The organism is Sphingopyxis sp. KK2 (assembly GCF_001990265.1).
GTDB lineage: Bacteria > Pseudomonadota > Alphaproteobacteria > Sphingomonadales > Sphingomonadaceae > Sphingopyxis.
Map to the genome: position 1 here is coordinate 1 of NZ_LYVN01000088.1, position 17011 is coordinate 17011.

At 66.2% G+C, this 17011-nt stretch carries 17 protein-coding genes and 1 tRNA gene; 9 read left to right on the top strand and 9 right to left on the bottom strand.

The window, feature by feature from the left end:
• Positions 1-85 precede the first annotated feature (85 nt).
• From B1A78_RS14465 to B1A78_RS14485, 5 genes are all read right to left on the bottom strand, one after another.
• Positions 86-1300 carry a dihydroorotase family protein gene (locus B1A78_RS14465; protein ID WP_077147639.1) on the bottom strand — a complete coding sequence of 405 codons (1215 nt, stop codon included), beginning with the start codon at positions 1298-1300 and terminating at the stop codon, positions 86-88.
• Positions 1291-2286 (bottom strand): aspartate carbamoyltransferase catalytic subunit, encoded by a 996-nt coding sequence (locus tag B1A78_RS14470; RefSeq protein ID WP_077147640.1) that lies wholly within the window; start codon positions 2284-2286, stop codon positions 1291-1293. The genes B1A78_RS14465 and B1A78_RS14470 overlap by 10 nt, the downstream gene beginning before the upstream one ends.
• 13 nt (positions 2287-2299) lie before the next feature.
• Positions 2300-2617 (bottom strand): DUF1294 domain-containing protein, encoded by a 318-nt coding sequence (locus B1A78_RS14475; RefSeq protein ID WP_077147641.1) that lies wholly within the window; start codon positions 2615-2617, stop codon positions 2300-2302.
• Between the two features lie 24 nt (positions 2618-2641).
• The gene (ruvX, locus tag B1A78_RS14480) at positions 2642-3103 is read right to left on the bottom strand and encodes a Holliday junction resolvase RuvX (protein ID WP_077147642.1); all 462 of its coding nucleotides are present in this window, start codon (positions 3101-3103) and stop codon (positions 2642-2644) included.
• A 117-nt stretch (positions 3104-3220) separates the two neighbouring features.
• On the bottom strand, positions 3221-4513 hold the full coding sequence (locus B1A78_RS14485) for a DUF3089 domain-containing protein (RefSeq protein ID WP_077147643.1): 1293 nt from the start codon (positions 4511-4513) through the stop codon (positions 3221-3223).
• A gap of 123 nt (positions 4514-4636) precedes the next feature.
• Here B1A78_RS14485 and B1A78_RS14490 point away from each other — a divergent pair, with 123 nt between their 5' ends.
• The 5 genes from B1A78_RS14490 to gatB all read left to right on the top strand — a co-directional run bounded on the left by B1A78_RS14490 (position 4637) and on the right by gatB (position 10326).
• Positions 4637-6352: a DUF4153 domain-containing protein gene (locus B1A78_RS14490; protein ID WP_256838423.1), complete on the top strand. Its 1716-nt coding sequence runs from the start codon at positions 4637-4639 to the stop codon at positions 6350-6352.
• Positions 6353-6569: 217 nt separating this feature from the next.
• Positions 6570-6872, top strand: coding sequence for an Asp-tRNA(Asn)/Glu-tRNA(Gln) amidotransferase subunit GatC (gene gatC, locus B1A78_RS14495; RefSeq protein ID WP_077147644.1), 303 nt, complete (start codon positions 6570-6572; stop codon positions 6870-6872).
• Positions 6872-8353 (top strand): Asp-tRNA(Asn)/Glu-tRNA(Gln) amidotransferase subunit GatA, encoded by a 1482-nt coding sequence (gene gatA, locus B1A78_RS14500; protein WP_077147645.1) that lies wholly within the window; start codon positions 6872-6874, stop codon positions 8351-8353. Before gatC ends, gatA begins: the two co-directional genes overlap by 1 nt.
• Before the next feature lies 1 nt (position 8354).
• The gene (locus B1A78_RS14505) at positions 8355-8858 is read left to right on the top strand and encodes a DUF1877 family protein (RefSeq protein ID WP_077147646.1); all 504 of its coding nucleotides are present in this window, start codon (positions 8355-8357) and stop codon (positions 8856-8858) included.
• 1 nt (position 8859) lies between these two features.
• Positions 8860-10326, top strand: coding sequence for an Asp-tRNA(Asn)/Glu-tRNA(Gln) amidotransferase subunit GatB (gatB, locus tag B1A78_RS14510; RefSeq protein WP_077147647.1), 1467 nt, complete (start codon positions 8860-8862; stop codon positions 10324-10326).
• A gap of 15 nt (positions 10327-10341) precedes the next feature.
• On the opposite strand, the gene B1A78_RS14515 is transcribed toward gatB, so the two are convergent.
• The 3 genes from B1A78_RS14515 to B1A78_RS14525 form a co-directional block, all read right to left on the bottom strand.
• On the bottom strand, positions 10342-11250 hold the full coding sequence (locus tag B1A78_RS14515; protein WP_077147648.1) for a hypothetical protein: 909 nt from the start codon (positions 11248-11250) through the stop codon (positions 10342-10344).
• 63 nt (positions 11251-11313) lie between these two features.
• A complete protein-coding gene (locus tag B1A78_RS14520) occupies positions 11314-12072 on the bottom strand; it encodes a hypothetical protein (protein WP_077147649.1) in 759 nt (252 codons plus the stop codon).
• 28 nt (positions 12073-12100) lie between these two features.
• Positions 12101-12745, bottom strand: a complete 645-nt coding sequence (locus tag B1A78_RS14525) for a hypothetical protein (protein WP_144037842.1) — start codon at positions 12743-12745, stop codon at positions 12101-12103.
• Positions 12746-13023: 278 nt separating this feature from the next.
• Between B1A78_RS14525 and B1A78_RS14530 the strand changes: the two genes are divergently transcribed.
• Both B1A78_RS14530 and B1A78_RS14535 read left to right on the top strand, forming a co-directional pair.
• Positions 13024-13614, top strand: coding sequence for a hypothetical protein (locus B1A78_RS14530; RefSeq protein ID WP_144037843.1), 591 nt, complete (start codon positions 13024-13026; stop codon positions 13612-13614).
• Positions 13611-14522 carry a hypothetical protein gene (locus B1A78_RS14535; RefSeq protein WP_077147652.1) on the top strand — a complete coding sequence of 304 codons (912 nt, stop codon included), beginning with the start codon at positions 13611-13613 and terminating at the stop codon, positions 14520-14522. Before B1A78_RS14530 ends, B1A78_RS14535 begins: the two co-directional genes overlap by 4 nt.
• Positions 14523-14606: 84 nt before the next feature.
• On the opposite strand, the gene B1A78_RS14540 is transcribed toward B1A78_RS14535, so the two are convergent.
• A complete protein-coding gene (locus tag B1A78_RS14540; RefSeq protein ID WP_077147653.1) occupies positions 14607-14828 on the bottom strand; it encodes a hypothetical protein in 222 nt (73 codons plus the stop codon).
• A 169-nt stretch (positions 14829-14997) separates the two neighbouring features.
• Here B1A78_RS14540 and B1A78_RS14545 point away from each other — a divergent pair.
• Together B1A78_RS14545 and tig are read left to right on the top strand one after the other, a co-directional pair.
• Positions 14998-15082: transfer RNA gene (locus B1A78_RS14545), tRNA-Leu, on the top strand.
• Positions 15083-15142: 60 nt separating this feature from the next.
• Entirely contained in the window at positions 15143-16717 is a 1575-nt protein-coding gene (gene tig, locus B1A78_RS14550) for a trigger factor (RefSeq protein ID WP_077147654.1), read from the top strand.
• The last annotated feature ends 294 nt before the right edge of the window (positions 16718-17011 follow it).

Below are 17011 nucleotides of genomic sequence, written 5' to 3' on the forward strand. Positions count from 1 at the left end.
GAGGCGTTGCGTTTTTTTGCCCCTCCGTCAGCGGCTCCGCCGCTGCCACCTCCCCATCGCTGCGCGACAGGGAGGATCGACATGGTCAGCGGATCCGCTGGCCGCCCTTCCACATCATCGTTGCGCGGCCCTGTACGGGCATGCCGTCGAAGGGGGTGTTGCCCGCCCAGGCGGCCATTTTCTTGGCATCGACCTGCCATGGCGTGCCGTCGTTGACGAGGATGAGGTCGGCCTCGGCGCCGACCGCGAGGCGCCCGGCGTCGATCCCAAGCAGTTTCGCGGGATTGGCAGCGAGCAAGTCGAAGAGGCGCGGCGCGTCGATATGGCTGTCGCGGACGAGCTGGAGCCCCATCGCGAGCAGCGTCTCGGCGCCCGCCATGCCGGGCAGCGCTTCGGCGAAGGGCAGGCGCTTGTCCTCGGGGCCGCGCGGGTCGTGGCCCGAGGCGAGGATATCGATCGTGCCGTCGGCGATGGCGGCCAGGCACGCATGACGGTCGTCCTCGCTGCGCAGCGGCGGCGAAAGGCGCGCGAAGGTGCGGAAGTCGCCGATCGCGGTGTGGGAGAGGAAGAGGTGGGCGGGGGTGATGCCGCAGGTGACGGGCAGCCCCTTCGCCTTGGCGGCGCGAATGAGGTCGAACCCGCGCGCGGTCGTCACCTGACGGAAATGGACCGGCGCGCCCGTTTCCTCGACCAGCGCGAGGTCGCGCGCGATCGCCATGGCTTCGGCGACGGCGGGGGCGGAGGCGAGGCCGAGCCGCGTCGCCATCTCGCCATCGGTCGCGACGGCGCCGGCGGTGAGGCCCTCGTCCTCGGCATGGATGATCGTGACGAGGCCGAGCGAGGCCGCATAGGCGAGGACGCGGCGCATCACGCCGCTGTCGGCGATGCGCGCGCGGCCGGTGGCGATGGCGCGGGCGCCGGCCTGTTTCATCAGGCCGATCTCGGCGAGTTCGCGGCCTTCGAGGCCCTTGGTCGCGGCGGCGAGCGGATGGACCCACAGGTCGGGCTTGCCGCCCTTGGCGGCGCGTTCGACGAGCCCCGGATTATCGAGCGGGCCGGCGTCGGGCATCAGCGCGGCGCGCGTGATCCCGCCGAAATGGAAGGCGGGCTTGTCGGTCGCGAAGACGCCGAGGTCGATGATGCCGGGGGCGAGCCATTGCCCGCGCGCGTCGACGATTTCGGCGCCGTCCGGCACCTCGGACGGGTCGAGCGCCGCGATGTGGCCACCCTCGGCAAGCAGGCTGCCGGTCGCGCCGCCGAGCAGGCGGGCATTGACGATATGGAGCGGGGTCACGCCCATCCTGCGACCTTTCGCTTGCGGCGGGTGAGGATGTCGAGGCACGCCATGCGCACCGCGACGCCCATTTCGACCTGTTCGGTGATCGTCGAGCGGACGGGATCGTCGGCGACGCTCGAGTCGATCTCGACCCCGCGGTTCATCGGGCCGGGGTGCATCACGATCGCATCGGGCCTGGCCTTTTCGAGCCGTGTGGGGGTGAGGCCGTAGAGCGCATGATATTCGCGCGCGCTGGGCAGATAGGCGCCGTCCATGCGCTCGTTCTGGAGGCGGAGCATCATCACGACGTCGGCGTCCTTGATGCCCTCGTCCATGTCGGTGAAGGTGGTGACGTGCATGCGGTCGATCGCGGGCGGGGTCAGCGTCGGCGGCGCGACGATGCGCACTTCGTTGCCGAGCAGGGTCAGCGCGAGGATGTTCGAGCGCGCGACGCGGCTGTGCAGCACATCGCCGCAAATCGCGATCGTCAGCCCCTCGACGCGGCCGAGGCGGCGGCGGATCGTGAGTGCGTCGAGCAGCGCCTGCGTCGGATGTTCGTGGCGGCCGTCGCCGGCATTGAGCACCGGGCAGTCGACCTTGTCGGCAATGAGCTGGACCGCGCCCGAGCTGTGGTGGCGGATCACCATCGCGTCGGCGCGCATCGCGTTCAAGGTCATCGCGGTGTCGATCAGCGTCTCGCCCTTCTTCACGCTCGACTGCGCGGCGTGCATGTTGACGACGTCGGCGCCGAGGCGTTTTCCGGCGATTTCGAACGACAGCAGGGTGCGCGTCGAATTTTCGAAAAAGGCGTTGATGATGGTGAGCCCGGCGAGCGCATCGTCATGCTTGGCGGCGCCGCTGCGGTTGAGGTCGACCCAATGTTCGGCGGCGTCGAGGACATAGCTGATCTCCCACGGAGTCAGCTGGGCGATGCCGATCAGGTGGCGATGGCGAAAGGCATCGCCGCCGGGCGGATAGTCGCTGGCGGGTCGGAGGGTTGCGCTTGTCATTAAAGCCGAGCGTTTAAGAGGCGGCGCGCCAATAGGCAAGCGCCGTGGCGGCGAGCGGGTCGAGCAGGCCGGAAAGCCAGAGCGCGAGCAGCAGCAACTGGAGCCCGAGGTAGATGAACATCGTCGCCGCAAAGGGCTGTTTGCGCGTCTTGTGGCGCACGAGCCGCGAGGCGAGGACGGTGCCCGCCGCGCCGCCGAAAAAGGCCCAGCCGAGCAGGGTGTTTTCGCTGATGCGGTCGTCGCCGGTCTCGGCGCGGCGCTTGTCGATCACCATCAGGATGAAGGCGATGCCGTTCGCGGCGATCAGCCAGTAGAGGAGATATTCGGTCAAGCGCGCCCGCTCATGCGCGCGAAGCTATTGGCGGATCAGGGCGTCGATCGCGCCCTGGAGGATGAAGGCGGCGGCGGCGCTGTCGACGCGTTCCGCCCTTTTTGCCCTGCTCACATCGGCGGCGATCATCGCGCGTTCGACCGCGGCGGTCGACCAGCGTTCGTCCCAGAGCAGCAGCGGCAGGCCGAGCGGGGCGAGGTTGCGCGCGAAGGCGCGGGTCGACTGGGTGCGCGGGCTGTCGGTCCCGTCCATGTTGAGCGGCAGGCCGACGACGAGGCCGGCGATGCGGTGCTGTGCAACCAGCGCCCTGAGCGTTTCGAGATCGACCGAGAATTTCTTGCGGATGATCGTCTTGTCGGGGGTCGCGAAGCTCCAGTTCACATCGCAGAAGGCGACCCCGATCGTCTTGGTGCCGACGTCGAGGCCCATCAGGCGGCCGCCGTCGGTGAGCGCGGCGGCGAAGTCGGGGGCGGCGGTGGTGATCATTCCGATATCCCTAGCCGTTCGTGTCGAGCGAAGTCGAGACACGCCGAGGCCTTGCGTGTGCAAAACGTGTCTCGACTTCGCTCGACACAAACGGGATCAGGGGTGCTGCTCTTCGGGTCAGGTCCTGGATTTTTCGGCCGGCGCCGGGGCCTTCGCCGAAGCCGGTACCGGCTCGGGCGCCGCCGGCGGCGGGACGGGCGAGGGCTTGCCTTCGTAGGTCGCGAGGCGGCGCAGCACGTCGGCACGGACATTCGCCCAGAAGAGGGTGATGTCGAAGACATGGTAATTATTGCCCGGAAGCACATATTCGGGGGCATAATCCTTGGCGATATCGGCGTTGCCGACCATCAGCAGCCCGCGCGTGTCGTCGCATGTCGCGCCGATCTTGCCCGCGACGAGCGACCCGGCCTTGAAGCCTTCGGCGGGCTTCAAGGTGCCGATGTTGGCGGCGGGCTTCGCAGCGGTGTCGGGGATGCCGGTCAGCGGATTGGTGCAGAGCATGCGCGTGTCGCGGCGCGGGCGGCCGTCGAAACCGACGGTGCCGTCATAGGCATCGAGCACCATCGACGGGTCGGCGGGCTCGGCGAAGCTCGCCCAGCTGAGGATACAGCCCTTTTGATCGGGGGTTTCGCACGCCGGCAGGCCGAGCCCCGCGAGGTCGGTGTCGCGGCTGATCGGCCAGCCGATCACATAGGCCGCGACGATGCGTTTCGCGGTCGGGGTGCCCGCGATGCGGTTCTTGAGCAGGGTGGTGAGGTGGAGCGCGCCCTGGCTGTGGCCCGCGAGGATGATCGGCTTGTTCTTGGGGATGCTTTCGAGGAAGGCGTCGAACGCCTGTTCGACGTCGCGATAGGCGGCGTCGATCGCCTTGCCCGCGGTGACGCGGTCCTCGGCGAGGAAGGCGCCCAGCGTGGCCTGCCGATAGCGCGGCGCCCAGACCTCGCCCGCATCGCCGAACGCGCTTGCCATGCCCTGCATGAACAGGGTGGCGCGATAATTGGCGTCGCGGTCGTCGAGCGGGGCGTTCCAGCTCGAACGGCTGTAATAGCTGGTCGGGTGGACGAAGAAGATCGCGGCATCGCCCTTCTGTGCCGGGGCTTCGCCCTTGGTCGCGGCCTTGGCCGACGGGATCAGCTTGTCGGTTGCCGCCTTGGCGCTGTCGGGCGCGCGGCCGTCGCCGCCGGTTTCGGGCGGGCGCCAGTCGGACGGGTCGTTTGCGAGGCCGGGGCGCGAGAACCACATCTTGGGATCGTCATAGGCGTTGGGCGCCGCGGCCGTCTGTTCGACGAATTCGGTGCTCGGCACCAGCGCGGTGCGCGCGAACCAGCCCGGCGCGAACTGATAGGCGAGACCGACGCCGAGGATGAGGAAGATGACGGCGGCGATGAGGTAGAGGAATTTGCGGGCCATTGGGGCTCCAGTGGGGCGGGAGAGGGCGGTGTGCTATCTGGCTTGCGCGTGCCGCTTAAACAAGCCCAGATGTGGGACATGACCGACACCCCAGCAAGCGCGCCCGCGCCCGAGTCGCCCCGAATGTCGCACCGACTGGACGAAAGCGACGCGCCATGGCCCGCGCGGCCGTGGGTGATGGCGGCGATCTGTGCGCTGGCGGGGCTTGCCTTTCACCTGACGCTCGACTGGCGCTACGCGCCGAACATGGACCCGGGACGCAACGCGTTCGCGGCGTTCCTCACCGTGTCGACGCTCGTCTTCGTGCTCGGGGTCGAACTGCGGCGCTGGACCTGGGCGCTCGGCTTTGCGCTGGCGTGGGGCGCGGTGATCGCGCTGATCGTGTGGACGTCGATCGGCTACAACGTCAACGCGTCGGTGTTCGAATGGCCCTTCTGGTCGGGGCTGCTCGCGGTGCTGGTCGCGACGCCCTTGTTCCAGACGCGGCGCGACGTTGCGCCCGACTGGCGCTTCTGGAAGCTGTGGCAGATGCCTTACGAGCGGCTGCACAGCCATGCGTGGACCGACGCGGTGATCGGCGCCGCGGCGCTGGCGTTCACCGGTCTGACCTTCCTGCTCGTGCTGCTGATAGGGCAGATGTTCGAGCTGATCGGCATCCACCTGGTGATGAAGCTGTTCGAACAGGGCTGGTTCCCGTGGATGCTTGCAGGGGCGGCGTTCGGCGGCGCGGTCGGGCTGCTGCGCGAGCGCGACAGACTGGTGTCGACCTTGCAGCGGCTGGTGATGATCGTGCTCGCGGTGCTCGCGCCGGTGCTGGCGGTCGCGCTCGTCGTCTTCCTGCTGTCGCTGCTCGGCACGGGGCTGACAAAGCTGTGGGATTCGGGCTTTTCGACCGCGGCGCTGATGATGGCGGCCGCCGCCTTTGCCGTGCTGCTCGCCAATGCGGTGATCGGCAACGGCAAGGAGGATCGCGCCGCGAACCGCTTGCTGCAGGGCGCGGCGGCGGTGCTCGTCGCGGCGGTGCTGCCGCTCGCGGCGATCGCCTATTATTCGATGCATTTGCGCGTGATCCAATATGGCTGGACCCCCGAGCGATTGTGGGGCGTGACCGCGGCGATGATCGCGCTCGCTTATGGTTTCGCCGGGCTGTGGGCGGTGGTGCGCGGGCGGCTGGGTTTCGACGATGTGCTGCGGCCGTTGCAGCAGAAGCTCGCGATCGGGCTGACCTTGCTGGCGCTGTTCCTCGCGCTGCCGATCGTCGACTTCGGCGCGATCTCGACGCGCGACCAGCTTGCGCGGCTGCAATCGGGGGCGGTGAAGGCCGACAAGTTCGACTGGGCGGCGCTGGCGTTCGATTTCGGACCCGACGGGCGCGCGGCGCTGAAGGATCTGGCGAAGTCGGCCGACCGGAACCGCGCGAAGCTTGCCGACTGGGCGCTGAAGGCGAAGGATCGCTGGGACCTGCAGACGCCGGACGGACTTCAATCGCTGCGGCCGCTTGAGGAAATGGTACGCATTCTGCCATCGGGCCGGTTGGTGCCCAAAGAAGCTTACGACGTGTTGCGTGTCACCGGGCCTTGTCGGAACAAGGCGTGCATACTCTATTTTCTCCACGAAGAGCGAATTGCCGTTGTTTCTCAGGATGGCGAGGTATCGCAACTTCAACGGCACCCCAAAACCGGAGAGTGGATCTACGACTATTCGATCCGCCAAGACTCTGTTGCGGCGCCTGCAAAGGTCACCGAGGACCAAGTCCGAAACGGCAAAGTCGAGGTTCGGGACGTGACCCGGAGGCAATTCTTTATAGACGGCAAGCCCGTGGGTCAGGATTTCGAATAGAAGTATCCTCCCTGTCGCGAAGCGATGGGGAGGGGCTGCGACGGTGCGCCATTGCCCCTCCGTCAGCGCTGCGCCCAAGGCGCAGTTTATCCTGAGCGCCTGCAAGGCAGTCGAAGGGCGCTGCCACCTCCCCATCGCGTCGCGACAGGGAGGATCATAGTTGAAGCCTGCGCGCGCGGATGCTAGCGGCGCAGCTTCTCCCGCAAAGGCAAGATGAATGGCAATCGATCAGGCAACGGTAAGGAAAATCGCGTCGCTGGCGCGCATCGCGATCAGCGATGCGGAAGCCGCCGCGATGGAAGGCGAATTGAACGGCATCCTCGGCTGGGTCGAGCAACTCGGCGAGGTCGATGTGACCGGGGTCGAGCCGATGACCGCGGTGATCCCGAACCAGCTGCGGCTGCGCGACGATGTGATCGACGCCGACCCGCTGACCGGCGGCAACCGCCGCGACGATGTCCTCGCCAATGCGCCCGCCGCGCAGCATGGCTTCTTTGGCGTTCCCAAGGTGATCGAATAGTGACTGATCTTACGAATCTTACCGTCGCGCAGATCCGCGACGGGCACCGCGCGGGCGATTTTTCGGCCGTCGAGGTTGCCGAAGCGTTCAATGCCAATGTCGCGGGCGCGAAGGCGCTCAACGCGTTCATCGTCGAAACCCCCGAGCATGCGATCGCCGCGGCGAAGCAGGCCGACGCCGACCGCTCGGCGGGCAGCCTCAAGCCGCTGTCGGGTGTGCCGATCGGGATGAAGGACCTGTTCGCGACGAACGGCGTCCAGACCACCGCCGCGAGCCATATGCTCGAAGGTTTTGTGCCGCGCTATGAATCGACCGTTTCGCAGAAATTGTGGGACGCGGGTTGCGGGATGCTCGGCAAGCTCAACCTCGACCAGTTCGCGATGGGCTCGTCGAACGAGACCTCCTACTTTGGTAATGTCATCAGCCCGTGGAAGCGCAAGGACGGCGGCAATGCCGCGCTCGCGCCGGGCGGCTCGTCGGGCGGCAGCTCGTCGGCAATCGCGGCGCGGCTGTGCCCCGCAGCGACGGGGACCGACACCGGCGGGTCGATCCGCCAGCCTGCGGCCTTCGTCGGGATCAGCGGGATCAAGCCGACTTATGGCCGCTGTTCGCGCTGGGGCATCGTCGCGTTCGCGAGTTCGCTCGACCAGGCGGGGCCGATGGCGCGCGATGTTCGCGACTGCGCGATCATGCTCGAGAATATGGCGGGCTTCGATCCGAAGGATGCGACGAGCCTGGACCTGCCGGTTCCGAACTGGGAAGCCGCCTTGTCGAGCGATCTCAAGGGCAAGACGGTCGGCATTCCCAAGGAATATCGTCTCGAGGGCATCGATCCCGAGATCGACGCGATGTGGGATGCCGGCATCGCGATGCTGAAGGATGCGGGGGCCGCGGTCGTCGAGATCAGCCTGCCGCACACTAAGTACGCGCTGCCGACTTACTATATCATCGCGCCGGCCGAGGCGTCGTCGAACCTCGCGCGCTATGACGGCGTGCGTTATGGCCTGCGCGACCTGCCCGAGGGGGCGGGGCTGCAGGACATGTACGCCGCGACGCGCGCCGACGGCTTCGGGCCCGAGGTCAAGCGCCGCATCATGATCGGCACCTATGTGCTGTCGGCGGGCTTTTACGACGCGTACTACACGCAGGCGCAGAAGGTGCGGACGCTGATCGCGCGCGATTTCGAGCAGGCGTTCGGGGGGTGCGACGTGATCCTCGCGCCGACCGCACCGTCGGCGGCGTTCGGGCTGGGCGAGAAGATGGCCGATCCGCTGGCGATGTATTTGAACGACGTGTTCGCGGTGCCCGCAAGCCTCGCGGGGCTGCCCGCGATGTCGGTCCCCGCCGCGCTGAACCGCGAAGGGCTGCCGCTGGGGCTGCAGATCATCGGCAAGGCGTTCGACGAGCAGGGCGTGCTGAACGCGGGGCTGGCGATCGAGGAACGTGCGGGCTTTACCGCGCGGGCGGAGAAGTGGTGGTAAGATGGCTTGGCGGGGTGTTCATTTTGCGGTCGATGATACCACGCTCAGTGGTTTGCTCTGTACGCCCGCCGCGGCGCGCGCCGATTATGTCGCGAACGAGATCGAAGAAAATTGGGAATCGAATTTCGCGACTGAGACTGACAAGGCTTGGCCTCTGATACACGCGTCCCTCCAAGGCTCCAATCCAGAGGCGGACGGACTGGAGAGGCTGTATGATAAACCGGTCAGTTGGGCAGTTTTGGGCCGGGAGTTTCTTGATTCCGACCCGAACTATCTAATCGCATTGATCCAATCGCGTGACGTGGCCGCAGTTGCGAGCCTTCTCAAAAGCGTGAGTGCCGATGACATTATTGATCGGCTTGGTGCGGCGATCGACCATTTTGGATGCAAGAATGTAGGCGCTGCTGAGGCGCGGTACGCTGGCGAATGGTTTCCGAACCTTGAGCAGTTTTTCCAAAGGGCTGCCGAAGCAAAGCGGCACGTAATTTTTACGGTGGATTTTTGAAATGAGCGACTATCGCATCAAGGGCGAAACCGGCGAGTGGGAGGTCGTGATCGGCCTCGAGGTCCATGCGCAGGTCACCTCCAACGCCAAATTGTTCTCGGGCGCCGCGACGGCGTTCGGGGCCGAGCCGAACACGCAGGTCAGCCTCGTCGACGCGGCGATGCCCGGCATGCTGCCGGTGCCGAACCGCGAGTGCATCCGCCAGGCGGTGCGCACGGGCATGGCTATCGAGGCCGAGATCAACAAATGGTCGCGGTTCGATCGCAAGAATTATTTCTACGCCGACCTGCCGCAGGGTTACCAGATTTCACAGCTATATCATCCGCTTGTCGGCGAAGGTTCGCTGACGATCGAGGCCGATGAGAAAGCGGGTCTGCCCGAGGCGAAGCGGATCGGGATCGAGCGCATCCATGTCGAGCAGGATGCCGGCAAGCTGATGCACGACCAGCATCCGACGATGTCCTACGTCGACCTCAACCGGTCGGGCGTTGCGCTGATGGAGATCGTCTCGCGCCCCGACATGCGCTCGCCCGCCGAGGCTGGTGCCTATGTGCGCAAGCTGCGGTCGATCCTGCGCTATGTCGGCTCGTGCGACGGCAATATGGAAGAGGGGTCGATGCGCGCCGACGTCAATGTCAGCGTCCGCAAGCCGGGCGACGAATTCGGGACGCGCACCGAGACCAAGAACGTCAATTCGGTGCGCTTCGTCATGGCGGTGATCGAGGGCGAGGCGAAGCGCCAGGTCGAACTGATCGAGAGCGGCGGCACGGTGGTGCAGGAAACGCGGCTGTACGACCCCGACCGCAACGAGACGCGATCGATGCGGTCGAAGGAAGATGCGCATGATTACCGCTACTTCCCCGATCCCGACCTGCTGCCGCTCGAGCTCGACGATGCCTTCCTCGACGAGTGCCGTGCGAGCCTGCCTGAGCTGCCCGACGCCAAGCGCGCGCGCTATCTGGGCGAAGGGATTTCGGCGTATAACGCCGATGTGCTGACCGCCGAGGTCGAGGCCGCCTTGTGGTTCGATACGTTGCTCGAAGCCGGGGCAAAGCCGGCTCCGGCGGCGAACTGGGTGACGAGCGAGCTGTTCGGCGCGCTCAACCGCATGGGCCGCGAGATTTCGGATTCACCGGTCAGCCCCGCGCAGGCCGCCGAACTGCTCGGCCTCGTCGCCGACGGCACGATTTCGGGCACGATCGCAAAGGCAGTGTTCGAAAAGATGCTCGAAAGCGGGGACGGCGCCGCTGCCATCGTCGAGCGCGACGGGCTGAAGCAGACGAGCGATACCGGTGCGATCGAGGGTGAAATCGCCAAGATTCTGGCCGCCAATGCCGACAAGGTCGAGCAGTATAAGGGCGGCAAGGAAGCCTTGTTCGGCTTCTTCGTCGGTCAGACGATGAAGGCGATGCAGGGCAAGGCGAACCCGCAGGTCGTCAACGAGCTGCTGAAAAAGGCGCTGGGGTGAGCGAAGGCCCGCGCCTCAGGGCGCGGGCTGAACATAGACGAGGCCGCCCGACCAGATCAGCGTGTCGTCCGCGACACGGTGACGGCGCGCGACCAGCGGGCCATAAAGCCCCGCAGCGAACCCCTTTTCGCGGTCCTTCGCCTCGAAGGCCTTGATGTCTGCGGCGCCGAGGCCGAGCGCATAGGGAATGAGTTCCTCGGTCGCGGCGAAAGCGGCGGCGAGCGAGGTCTTGGCGAGCCGGCCACCCTCGGCGCTCCACAGCGCGACATTGGCGTTAGGATCATAGGCGCGCGTGCGCAGTTCGACGATGCTGGTGATGCGCTGGCGGTAGAAGGGCGGGGCCACGGTCGGCACCTTGTCGCCCTTTGCTGCGGGACGATAGGCGAGCGCGAGATCGGCGGTCACGCGGATCTGGGTGAAGTCGGGCGACAGGTCGTAGCGATAGCTGATCGTCGCGAGTTGCGGCGTGTCGGCGCCTGCGACAAAGGCTGCGGCGACCGCAGGCGAGGCATCGCGGGTCAGCGTGAAGGGCCGCGGTTGGAACCAAGCGGTGCTCGCGAGGCCGTTGCGGGTCGCGGCGAGGGCGAGTGCGTCGACGTCGAAACCCTCGAGCGCGCTGAACAGCGGCTGGGCCGCGGCGAGCGTCCGTTCGTTCTGATTCCGGCTCAGCACTTCCTTTTTGTCGTCCATCGAACGGATGATCAGCGTGTCGAGCAGGCCGCCGCTGTAATCGGCGGCGACGCGGCCAACGTCGATGCTCGTCTCGATATGCGTTTGCGGCAAGATGACATGCACGGCGCGGCCGCCCGGACTGGTGCGGTCGCGCTCGGCGACGACGGCGGGCACGGGAGCGGGCTTGGGCGCCGCGTCGACGGCGGCGGGCGCGAGAAGCGCGGCGAGGCAAAGGGCGGTGATGAGGCGCAAGCTGAGCTCCGAAAAAAAACAGGGGAGGCCGGGAGCCCTCATGGCTCCCGGCGCCCATTCGCCTTATTTGGCGGCCTTGATGCCCTTCGAATATTCGAAGAAGTTTTTCAGGAACACTTCGCGCAGCTCCTTTTCGGCGCCTTCGGTTTCGTCGGTCGTCTTGGGCGGGAAGAGCGACAGGCCGTTGCCGCCGCGCCCCTTGACCAGCGCGGTCTTGGTCTTGCCGCCGCGGAAGTCCTTGAAGATGAAGCGGTTGTTGAGCGAGCGGCCGTAGATCGCCTTCTTGGTGTAGAAATTCTGGGTGATGACCAGTTCGGCGTAGCAAGGCGCGGTCGAGCTGCTGAGGCGCGTCGCGGCCTTGGTGGTGATCTTGCGATCGGCGATCGGGGTTTCCCAGATGATCTGCGACGGGGGCAGCTTCAGCGCCTCGACGAGGTCGATCGACTTCAGCGCATCGACCTGCATCTGCGGGCCCAGTGCTTCCTTGAGATAATCGGCTTCGCTGATGTTGCGATCCTTGTTCGCGGCGGCGTCGGCGACCGCGCCGACGATGCCGAAGCCCGACAGCCAGCCGGTGGTCATCGCCTGGCCCTCGAGCGTCGGGAAGACGTGCAGTTCGCACGCCGGGGCGGCGACGGCCGGGGTGCTGGCCACCGCGCTGCTGTCGACAGCCACGGCTGCGGCATCGGCAGCCTCGGTGGTGGATGCGGCTGCGACCGTGCTGTCGGTGGCCGCCGGGCTGTCCTGCGCGGCGGCGGGCGCCATGGCGGTCGAGGCGGCGATGACGGTCGCCACGGCGGCGATGGTCGGAACAAATTTCATTCTAGTCTCCTGTTGGCAAAACCGGTGGTCAAAACGGATTGGGTGCGGATTGCGTGGGTGCGGGAAGGGCGATGTCGCCAGTGATCGCGGCGAGCGCCGATGCGTCGAGCGCAGCAACGGGCAGCGGCGCGATGGTGTAGGCGATCGCCTCGCCGGTGCGCGCCTTGAGCTCGCGGCCTTTCGGGATCACGCCGGGCTTGCCCTTGATGAAGCCCGAAAAGACGCCGACAGCGAACCATGTCGCGACCGTCGCGCCATTCTTGCTCTGCCCTTCTTCGCGGTAACGGCCGTCGAGCGCGACCGGCCGGCCGCCGAGGTCGAGCTGGCGGAGCGATATCCCGACGATGCCCGGCTTGCCGAAGCCGCCCTTGTTGGTGCTGAAGGTCACTTCGCCATAGCCGGTGGTGCCCGCAGGAATGACGACATGGTCATAATCGACGACGTCGTAGAGCACGGTGACGCCGAACCGGTCGCCGACGTGGCTCGACATCGTCGATATCTCGTCGTTGAGCATGACGATGACGGGGGTGCCGGCGCTGAGCGACGGGCCGCGGGCGGCACCGGCCGCGACGGGTAGCGGCGCGGTTGCGGCGGGCAGCGCCTCGACGGCGGGGGTGGAACCAGCGGGACCGGCCGCAGGCACGTCCTGCGCCACCGCGCGTCCCCCGAGCACGGTAAGAAAAATGACGGCTGCGGAAGTCCCCGCAGCCACGCGCCCCAAATTCATCCTCGCGAACCCCCATATCCCGCCGCCCCCGGCGGGATTGTCTTGGTGCTAGATGCTGCGCGATTCTTTGCAAGCGGTTTTGCAACCAGTCCGGGGGGAATGCGGCGAGGCGCCTTGTCGGGCGCGATGTCGCGACCGTGCCTTGGATGCGGACAGCGCGATTATTTTCCCCATGGCTTGCCGAATCCGGCGCAGCGTAGCATGGCGCGTTCAGGGGGAATGTCATGAAATCATATGGAATGTTTGCCGCGCTGTTGCTTTGCCTGCCGGCCGCTGCGGGCGCGCAGGCGATCAAGGCGCCGGCGCCGATGCGCCTGTTCAGCGCCGACGAGATCGCGGGCATCGCGATGCCCGACACCGCGTTCGATGCGACACCCGCCGATATCGAAACCTATGACAAATATTTCTATTTCCACCGCGAAGGGACCGATTTCGACACGGCGTATAACGACATCAACGAATGCGATGCGGTGTCGAGCGGGATCAACTTTTATGCCGGCGGCGACAGCTACATGGCCAATTATTACGCCACGCAATATGGGCTCGCGGGCGTTGCAGGCGGCGCCATCGCCTATGCCCTGGTCGATGCGATTGCAGGGTCCGCCGAACGGCGGCGCGTTCGCCGGATCAACATGCGCAACTGCATGGGGTTCAAGGGCTATGACCGTTACGGGCTGGAGAAGGAACGGTGGCAGGCCTTTCATTTCGAGGAAGGGTTCGGCCGGGTGAACGACGGCAAGCGTGAGGAATATCTGATGAAACAGGCGCGCGTGGCCTCTGGCGCCAAGCCCCGGGGCGAGGTGTTGCCGCGATGATCCGCACGTTGATTGCCGCTTCGGCACTTGCCGCTGCGCTGATGTCGCCGACCGCCTCCGCGCAGAACGAGGCCGTCGAGGAAAAGAACCTGCTGTCGGGGAAGGCGAAGATTGACCCCGCGAGCGGTTATATCTTTCTCAGCGGCCCGGCGCGGCAATGGATCGAACTGCTGCGTCTGCCCGATGCCGAGGCGATCGCCGAATATGAAAAGGATTGGGCGAAGGCGTTCGCGCAAGTGCGGGCGGACTATCCGGGCAAGCTCAAGAATTGGGAGGTCCATCTGCTCGCCGCGCATCGGCAGGGGCGAAAACCCCGCGAAAAACCGATCGAACCGACGGCGGAAAATTTCGCGATCGGCCCGATCGAGGCGCGCCAGCCGGTGTTCATCGGCCCGCAATTCGTCTTTTCCAAGAGCGACACGTCGGACAGCGTCAGCTATCTGATGAAGGTCAAGCCCGGCCGCTATGTCGTGTACCGGCAGCTTAGCGCGCCGAATAATGGCCTGATCGGCATGTGTTTTTGCATGGGTACCATCGCCTTTGAGGTGAAGCCGGGTGTGATCACCGACCTCGGCGACTTTTTCTTCGCCGGTCCGGGGGGCGACCCCGCCTTTCCCGCGCGTCCGGACAAGATGCAGGGATCCGAAGCAGGGCTTTATCGTCCCGCCAGCAAGGCCGGAACCTTGACCTTTGGCTTGCCGCCATCGCTGCGCGACTATCCGACGGCGCCGGCGGACCTTCGCGCCTATGGGAAACTCGACAATTTCTATGGCATCACGGTCGGCCGGATGCCGCCGGTGGCCGGCGTGCTCGCCTATGACCGCGACAAGGTGATCGACCTTAAGGCGAAAGCCGAGGAGGCCGTGGCGCCGCCGCTCGAGGCCGCCGCGACCGGCGCGGGAAACTAGCGGCGAGGTTCGGCGGCGTTGCGAGGCCTTCGCCGCCGATGGCGCGCAAGCGCGCGTGATCGGCGACCTCTCCGTTTGCTCGTCTCAAACCTGCTGCGGCGGTACCTCGCTCGGCCCACGTCCCGGCTGGTCGATGTCGCCGCCGCCGGGGGCGCCGGGGATCTCGACCGGCTGGCCGGCCGGGTCCTCGACCGGGGTCGGCTGGACCGGGTTTTCGGGCGGCGCCATCGGTTCGATGGTGTCGGGCTTGGGCTTGGGCAGCGGGTCGGCCGCATGGACGTGCAGGCTGGCGCTATAGATCGTCATCTCTCTTCTCCTTGTCCGACCAACGTCCGGCACGGCCCGGCGTTCCGGGCGGCGTCTCGGGGCTTTCCGCCCCTTGCCCTCGGCCACCCGTCTGCTATAGCGCCCGCGGCCCGCACGGGCGTGCGCGGCTTTTTCGCGCGTTTTCGTGCATCCGGCCAAAGCTTCCCAAGCGGGCGTGGCGGAATTGGTAGACGCGCTGGTTTTAGGTACCAGTATCGCAAGATGTGGGGGTTCGAGTCCCTTCGCCCGCACCATTTCGGAACTGCGCAAGGCCGGAAAACCGAGAGATTTTGAGCAAGGATAAGACCAAGGCAATGAAGACCGTCGAAACGCTGAACGAAGGCCTGAAGCGCGAATATCGCGTGACCATCACCGCCAAGGATATCGATGCCCGCGTCGATGAAGAGGTCAAGAGCATCGCGCCGACCGTGCGCATGCCCGGCTTCCGTCCCGGCAAGGTGCCCGCGAACCTGATCCGCAAGATGCACGGCGCCGCGCTGTCGGCCGACGCGCTGAACAAGGCGATCGAGGACGGCGTGCGCAATCTGATGACCAAGGAAAAGCTGCGCCCCGCGCTGCAGCCCGCTGTCACGCTCGACGAAGGTTATGAGACCGGCAAGGATGCCGAGATCACCGTCGCACTCGAAGTGCTGCCCGAGATCACCGCACCGTCGATCGACGGGCTGAAGCTCGAGCGCCTGACGGTGCCCGCGGATGACGCCGCGGTCATGGCCAAGATCGAGGAATTCGCCGCGCAGATGAAGCGTTTCGAGGAAGCGCCGAAGACCAAGAAGGCCGCGCAGGGCGACCAGGTCATCATCGACTTCGCAGGCTCGGTCGACGGCGTCGCCTTCGACGGCGGCACCGGCGAGGACATGGCGGTCGAGATCGGCTCGGGCCAGCTCATCCCCGGCTTCGAAGACCAGCTGGTCGGCGTCAAGACCGGCGACGAGAAGGTGCTGAAGGTGACCTTCCCCGACGATTATCCGGTCGAGAACCTGAAGGGCCAGCCCGCCGAATTCGCGATCACCGTCAAGGAACTGAAGGTTCCGGCGGCGTCGAAGATCGACGACGAGTTCGCCAAGTCGCTGGGCCTCGAGAGCCTCGACAAGCTCAAGGAAATCATGAAGGACCAGGTCGAGCAGGAACTGAACGGCCTGACCCGCACCTATATGAAGCGCAAGCTGCTCGACCAGCTCGCCGCGAGCCATGACTTCGACGTGCCGCCGACGATGGTCGAGGCCGAGTTCGGCCAGATCTGGCAGCAGCTCGAGCATGAAGCGAGCCATGAGGAAGACGTCGAGGCGGCGAAGGCCGAACTCGAAAAGGACCGCGACGAATATCGTTCGATCGCCGTCCGCCGCGTCCGCCTCGGCCTGCTCCTGTCGGAAATCGGCCAGGCGCATGGCGTGCAGGTCAGCCAGCAGGAAATGCAGCGCCTCGTCGCGCAGGCCGCGCAGCAGTATCGCCCCGAAGACCGCCAGCGCTTCATGGAATATGTGCAGCAGGACGCGCTCGCCGCGGCCCAGCTCCGCGCTCCACTCTATGAAGACAAGGTCGTCGACTTCCTGTTCGACAAGGCCGAGATCAGCGACCGCGAAGTGACGCGCGAAGAGATCGAAGCCGCGATCGAAGCCGATGACGACGGCCACGTCCATGGCCCGGGCTGCGGCCACGACCATGACCACGACCACAAGCCCGCCAAGAAGGCCGCCGCGAAGAAGCCGGCCGCCAAGAAGGACGCGGTGAAGGAAGAGGCCAAGGAAGAAGCCGCCGAAGCGCCCGCCAAGAAGGCCCCGGCGAAGAAGGCTGCGGCGCCGAAGGCCGAGGCTGAGGAAAAGCCGGCTGCCAAGAAGGCCCCGGCCAAGAAGGCTGCGGCGAAGAAATAAGCTTCGCGGTTACGCAAACGGCAAAAGGCCGGGTGGAGGATGCTCCGCCCGGCCTTTTTCTTTTGTCGCGGTGGTCGGACCCCGCGCGAGGGATGGACGTCATCTCTCTTCTCCCGTCTGCGGGAGGGGAGATCAGATCAAAGCGTCCGCGTCCAATATTGCAGCTGGTGTGGCTCTTCGTCGGCACCCTCGACCGTCTTCCAGTCGAATGACGCCGTGACACCCGCGAGCGGCGCATAGCCGCGGCCGTGCCAGAAGGCGTCGAGCGGGCGGTGGTCGGCGGGGCGGGCGGGG

Bases quoted from the DNA above. Each gene is read 5' to 3' on its own strand.
- B1A78_RS14465 (WP_077147639.1), bottom strand. From the start codon at position 1,300: ATGGGCGTGACCCCGCTCCATATCGTCAATGCCCGCCTGCTCGGCGGC.
- B1A78_RS14470 (WP_077147640.1), bottom strand. From the start codon at position 2,286: ATGACAAGCGCAACCCTCCGACCCGCCAGCGACTATCCGCCCGGCGGC.
- ruvX (WP_077147642.1), bottom strand. From the start codon at position 3,103: ATGATCACCACCGCCGCCCCCGACTTCGCCGCCGCGCTCACCGACGGC.
- B1A78_RS14485 (WP_077147643.1), bottom strand. From the start codon at position 4,513: ATGGCCCGCAAATTCCTCTACCTCATCGCCGCCGTCATCTTCCTCATC.
- B1A78_RS14490 (WP_256838423.1), top strand. From the start codon at position 4,637: ATGTCGCACCGACTGGACGAAAGCGACGCGCCATGGCCCGCGCGGCCG.
- gatC (WP_077147644.1), top strand. From the start codon at position 6,570: ATGGCAATCGATCAGGCAACGGTAAGGAAAATCGCGTCGCTGGCGCGC.
- B1A78_RS14505 (WP_077147646.1), top strand. From the start codon at position 8,355: ATGGCTTGGCGGGGTGTTCATTTTGCGGTCGATGATACCACGCTCAGT.
- gatB (WP_077147647.1), top strand. From the start codon at position 8,860: ATGAGCGACTATCGCATCAAGGGCGAAACCGGCGAGTGGGAGGTCGTG.
- B1A78_RS14520 (WP_077147649.1), bottom strand. From the start codon at position 12,072: ATGAAATTTGTTCCGACCATCGCCGCCGTGGCGACCGTCATCGCCGCC.
- B1A78_RS14530 (WP_144037843.1), top strand. From the start codon at position 13,024: ATGAAATCATATGGAATGTTTGCCGCGCTGTTGCTTTGCCTGCCGGCC.
- B1A78_RS14535 (WP_077147652.1), top strand. From the start codon at position 13,611: ATGATCCGCACGTTGATTGCCGCTTCGGCACTTGCCGCTGCGCTGATG.
- B1A78_RS14540 (WP_077147653.1), bottom strand. From the start codon at position 14,828: ATGACGATCTATAGCGCCAGCCTGCACGTCCATGCGGCCGACCCGCTG.
- tig (WP_077147654.1), top strand. From the start codon at position 15,143: ATGAAGACCGTCGAAACGCTGAACGAAGGCCTGAAGCGCGAATATCGC.